Origin of the sequence: Mesorhizobium sp. M4A.F.Ca.ET.050.02.1.1, assembly GCF_003997725.1 — a bacterium.
Classification (GTDB): domain Bacteria; phylum Pseudomonadota; class Alphaproteobacteria; order Rhizobiales; family Rhizobiaceae; genus Mesorhizobium.
The window spans coordinates 1-1,001 of sequence record NZ_RZSG01001255.1 but is presented as its reverse complement, the minus strand read 5'-3'; the positions used below and the strand labels follow the sequence as shown (position 1 = coordinate 1,001).

The window sequence follows — 1,001 nt, the reverse complement described above, 5'->3', positions numbered from 1 at the left end:
GTCCGCCGCAAGGCAGCGCGAAGCAATTGCCAATGGCTTTTTCCTTGAGCGAAAGCTAGAGGGGTTCCTGTTGCATTCCCGCTTTGGGCCTCTCGTTTCCAATCAGAGATTTCCACGGATCTCTTAGTTTGGAAAATAGAATTTCACCGTCATTTAATCCAATCTGGATATATGGAAGGGGGCGTTGATCACTTTTCCTGGAGTCGCCTCGCCGCCGTGTCCAGCGCGTGCCAGAGCGATGCGGCGAACGACCGTGCCCCCAGGAGGGCGACAAGAGTTTCGCTTCGTCGGATCACGCAGCAGCTCATATGCTCAAGGCCGGTACGTGTCGCACGGCCCGGGCCAAAGTCCGCGAGATCGATGTTGACCAGCTTCGACAGCAATGACTCAAGCAGCGCCGTGCCGGACCGCGAAACAATCTCAAACGCGATCCAGCCATCGGTCTGCTCGGTTACCGAACAGTCTGGCGCGGCATGTCTTAGATGGGCAGCGAAATTCTCCTCGGCACGGCCCTCGGCTTCGATCATCCATTGATCGAGGCCGACCCAGAAGGCCGCCATCCCCTGCCCTGCCACCCAGTGGCCCGGCTCGGGAAGATGAAGGCCGAAGGGCACTGGCTTTGCCGAACCGCGGCGTAGCGAAAGAGAGGCAAGCGCCAGCTCCGGGTTCTCCCGGATGTCCAGTGCCGCAAAGGATACTGAGCGGGGGTGTGCGGCGCCGAGCGCCGTTAAGGCGTTAAGGTCAGTCACGCAGACGTGCTCCTTCTGGATCGACGAAGTGTGCCGGCACGATCCGCAGGCGTTCGCTTTCGCCTTCAACTGGGTTCGCGGCGATGATCACCTCGCCTATGCGTTGGTCGCCGTTTTCCAGAAAGCCGAGCCCGATCATCGATCCGACATGCGGGCTGTAGCAGGCCGATGTGATCCAGCCCTGGTCGGTGTCGAGATTTTGGGTAGCGCCCTGGGTGAAGAGATGTGACCCGGCAACAACCTTGCCTGCAC

The 1,001-nt window shown here is 60.0% G+C and carries 2 protein-coding genes; both read right to left on the bottom strand.

The window, feature by feature from the left end; translation table 11 throughout:
• Positions 1-188 precede the first annotated feature (188 nt).
• A complete protein-coding gene (locus EOA33_RS36750; RefSeq protein WP_210212654.1) occupies positions 189-818 on the bottom strand; it encodes a sarcosine oxidase subunit gamma in 630 nt (209 codons plus the stop codon).
• Positions 742-1,001, bottom strand: a 260-nt coding sequence (locus EOA33_RS36745) for a glycine cleavage T C-terminal barrel domain-containing protein (RefSeq protein WP_145989553.1), incomplete at its 5' end; no start/stop codon positions are given. The genes EOA33_RS36750 and EOA33_RS36745, both read right to left, overlap by 77 nt.